General features: G+C 72.4%; 2 protein-coding genes. Both read right to left on the reverse strand.

What is annotated here, in order from left to right; genetic code table 11:
• A partial coding sequence (locus E1258_RS30385; RefSeq protein WP_207919841.1) for a beta-ketoacyl synthase N-terminal-like domain-containing protein occupies nt 1-1,165 on the reverse strand: 1,165 nt, incomplete at its 3' end.
• A gap of 41 nt (nt 1,166-1,206) precedes the next feature.
• The coding region (locus tag E1258_RS30390) for an SDR family NAD(P)-dependent oxidoreductase (protein WP_132407150.1) at nt 1,207-4,246 on the reverse strand (3,040 nt) is incomplete at its 5' end.

The raw sequence follows: 4,246 nt of genomic DNA on the forward strand, positions 1-4,246 counted from the left end.
CCGCCACACCCGCAGCCGCCTGCGTATGCCCAATATTCGACTTCACCGACCCCAACCACAACGGCTCACCCGAACCCCGACCCTGCCCATACGTGGCAAGTAGCGCCTGCGCCTCGATCGGATCACCCAACGTCGTGCCCGTACCGTGCGCCTCCACCACATCCACATCCGAAGGCGACAAGCGTGCGTTCGCGAGGGCCTGCCGAATCACCCGCCGCTGCGACGGACCGTTCGGGGCGCTGATGCCGTTGCTGGCGCCGTCCTGGTTCACCGCGCTGCCACGGATCACCGCCAACACCCGATGGCCATTGCGCTGCGCGTCCGACAACCGCTCCAGCAACAGGACACCGACACCCTCACCCCAGGCCGTACCATCCGCCCCCGCCGCGAACGCCTTGCACCGACCATCCGGCGCCAACCCCCGCTGCCGACTGAACTCCACGAACAGCGTGGGCGTCGACATGATGGTGACGCCTCCGGCGAGCGCCAGGCGGCAGTCACCGGAGCGCAGTGCCTGTCCGGCCAGGTGCAGGGCGACCAGCGACGACGAGCAGGCCGTGTCGACCGAGACGGCCGGCCCCTCGAAACCGAAGGTGTACGCGAGCCGGCCGGAAGCCACGCTCGCCGCGTTACCGGTGATCAGGTAGCCACCGTTGCTGCCGGACGTCTGCACCAGCGCGGTGTAGTCCTGCCCGCTGCTGCCGACGAACACGCCGGTACGGCTGCCGCGCAGCGTCGCCGGATCGATGCCGGCCTGCTCGATGGCCTCCCACGACACCTCCAGCAGCAGCCGCTGCTGCGGGTCCATGGCGACCGCCTCGCGCGGGCTGATCCCGAAGAAGCCGGCGTCGAAGTCGGCGACGTCCAGGAGGAAGCCGCCGTGCCGGGTATACGAGGTGCCCTGCCGGTCCGGGTCCGGGTCGTACAGCGCGTCCAGGTCCCAGCCGCGGTCACCGGGGAACTCGGTCATCGCGTCCCGGCCCTCGGTGGCGATCCGCCACAGGTCCTCCGGTGACCGCACCCCGCCCGGGTAGCGGCATCCCATGCCCACCACCACGATCGGTTCCTGCTCCCTGGCCTCGATCTCGTCGAGCTTGCGCCGGGTGTCGTGCAGGTCGGCGGTGACGCGGCGGAGAAAGTAGCGGAGCTTGTCCTCGTCGGCCACGACGGTCTCCTTGTCCGGACGGGTTGAGGCGGGCTGCGCGGTCACGAAATCCCCAGCTCCTTGCCGATGAAGTCGAAGACCTCGTCGTCCGTGGCGGCATCAAGGTCTTCGACGACCGAGACCCGCGCGTCCGGTTCGGCCGAGGCGGCCCACCGCTTCGACAGGTACCGCAGGCGAACAGCCACCTCGGCGTGGAACTCGGCGTCGCCGTCGGCGGTGAGCAGAAGGGACTCCAGGCGGTCGAGTTCGGCGAGCACGTCGGATGCACCCTCGCCGGCAGTCAGCTCGCCCAGCAGATATCCGCCGACGGCAACCGGGCTGGGGTGGTCGAACGCGAGCGTGGCGGGCAGCCGTAGCCCGGTGGCGATGGCCAGCCGGTTGCGCAGCTCGACTGCGGCGAGCGAATCGAACCCGAGCTCCTTGAAGGCTGCGCCGGCCGGAACGTCGTCGGCGCTGGCGTGGCCGAGGACCGTGGCGGTGTGACCCCGTACCAGGTCCAGCACGATGCGGTGCTGCTCCACGGCCGGACGGCCGGCGAGTTGCCCGGCGAGGTCCGAGCCGGCACCCTCTGCTCCGGTGGCGACGGCCCGCCGCTGCGCCGGGCCGACGATGTCACGCAGCAGGGCCGGCACGGTGGCGGGGTCGGCGCCGCGCAACGGTGCCGGGTCGATGCCGCCGGCGACGGGGGCGGCAACCGGCCGGGTCAGGGCTTCGTCGAACAGCGCCAGGCCCTCGTCGGAGGAGAGCGTACGCATGCCGGAGCGGGCGATCCGGCGCAGGTCCGCGTCGCTGAGGTTCCCCGTCATGGCACTGCGTTGCGCCCAGAATCCCCAGGCGATGGCGAGCGCCGGTAGCCCATCGGCTCGGCGCTGCCGGGCGAGGGCGTCGAGGTAGGCGTTGGCGGCGGCGTAGTTGCTCTGGCCCGGGCTGCCGAAGACACCGGCAACCGAGGAGAAGAGGACGAAGGCGGCAAGGTCCGCGCCGGCGGTGAGCTCGTGCAGGTTGCGGGCGGCGTCGGTCTTGGGACGGAACACGCGGTCGAGGCGCCCGGGGTTCTGCTGCTCGACCAGACCGTCGTCGACCACCCCGGCGGCGTGGATCACCGCGGTCAGCGGGTGCTCCGGCGGGACGTCGGCAAGCAGCTTCTCGACAGCCGTATGATCTGCAAGATCGCATGCGGCGAGGGTGACTGCCGCGCCCAGCCCGCGCAGTTCCTCCGCCAGTTCGCCGGCACCCTCGGCGCGATCACCGGACCGGCTGGCCAGCAGCAGGTTGCGGGCGCCGTGCCGGGTCACCAGGTGACGGGCGAGGAGCCCACCGAGCGCGCCGGTTCCGCCGCTGATCAGGACGGTGCCGTCGGGGTCGAGCGGGGCGGGCACGGTGAGCACCACCTTGCCGACGTGCCGGGCCTGGCTGACGAAGCGCAGGGCGTCACCGGCGGCGCGTACGTCCCAGACACCGACCGGTGGAAGGGTGAGCGCGCCGCGGGCGAAGAGGTCGAGGACGTCGCGCAGAATCTCCCGGATCCGGTCCGGTCCCGCCTCGATCGCGTCGAACGCCTGGTAGCGGACGCCGGGGTGCGCGGCGGCCACCTGGTCCGCAGCCCGCACGTCGGTCTTGCCCATCTCCAGGAACCGGCCACCGTGCGGGAGCAACCGCAGCGACGCGTCGACGAAATCGCCGACCAGCGAGTTCAGCACCAGGTCCATCCCGTGGCCGTCGGTAGCATCCGCGAAGTCGGCTTCGAACCGGGTGGAGCGCGACGACGCGAGGTGCGCGTCGTCGAAGCCGTTGCGGCGCAGCCCCGCCCACTTGCCCGGGCTGGCGGTGCCGAAGACCTCGGCGCCGAGGTAACGGGCCAGCTGGGTGGCGGCCATGCCGACGCCGCCGGCTGCGGAGTGCACCAGGACACGCTCGCCGGAGCGCAGACCACCGAGGTCGACGAGCGCGTAGTAGGCCGTGGTGTAGACCACCGGCACAGCGGCGGCCTGGGCGAACGACCACCCGGCCGGGATCCGGGCGAGCATCCGGTGATCGGCGACGGTCATCGGGCCGAACGATCCGGGCAGCAGGCCCATGACGCGATCACCGGGCGCGAACTCGGTGACTCCCGGTCCGGTCTCGACCACGACGCCGGCCCCCTCGCTGCCGAGCAGCGCCTGGTCCGGATACATGCCGAGGGCGATCATCGCGTCCCGGAAGTTGATTCCGGCGGCCCGGATGGCGATCCGGACCTGGCCGGGCTCCAGCGGTGCCTGCGCTTCGGGGTGTTCCAGGACGGCGAGGCCTTCGAGGGTGCCGTCGCCGGCCTCGAGCCGCCAGGACGGTCCGGACGGCAAGGCCGGCTGCGCCGGCAGCGGTGCCAACCGCGGCACGAGAAGCCGGCCGTCGCGCAACGCCAGCTGAGGTTCCTCCATTCGTACGGCGGCAGCCAACTCCTCCGCGCCTAGGCCCACACCGTCGATCAGCAGGATGCGGCCGGGATGCTCAGCCTGCACGGCCCGGATCAGTCCACCCACCGCGGCCTGCGCGGCATCGTGGAGCCGCTCGGCCGGCTCGGTGGCGACGGCCCCGTGGGTGAGCACCAGCAGCCGGGTGTCCACCAGCGCCCCGGCGGACAGGAAGTCCTGGGCCAGCGTCAGGGCAGCGCCGGTGGCCTCGCGGATCGTTCCGCCCGGCGCCCGGGCGGCCAGGACGGCGGGACCCGCACCGGCGGCGAGCACCGCCGCCACGTCGGCGAACGACGCCACCCCCGGCACGTCGGCACCGTCGAGCTGGGCGAACTTCTCCAGATCCGGGACCGGCCCGACCGGCTGGGGTGCCGGGCTCCAGCACAGGTCGAGGAGGCCGTCGGTGCGGGGCGTGGGCGCGATCCGGTCCAGGTCGACGGCGCGCAGCCGGAGCTCCGCGATGGTGGCCACGGGGGTACCGGCCGGGTCGCTCAGGTCGACGCGGACTTCGCGGTCGTTGGTGCGGGTGAGGTGGACGCGGAGGTGGTTGGCGCCGGTGGCGTGGAGTTGTACGCCGGTGAAGGCGAAGGGGAGCAGGGTGGTGTGGTCGGTGGTTTCACGGCCCAGGGAC

Origin of the sequence: Micromonospora sp. KC207, assembly GCF_004348615.1 — a bacterium.
GTDB lineage: Bacteria > Actinomycetota > Actinomycetes > Mycobacteriales > Micromonosporaceae > Micromonospora.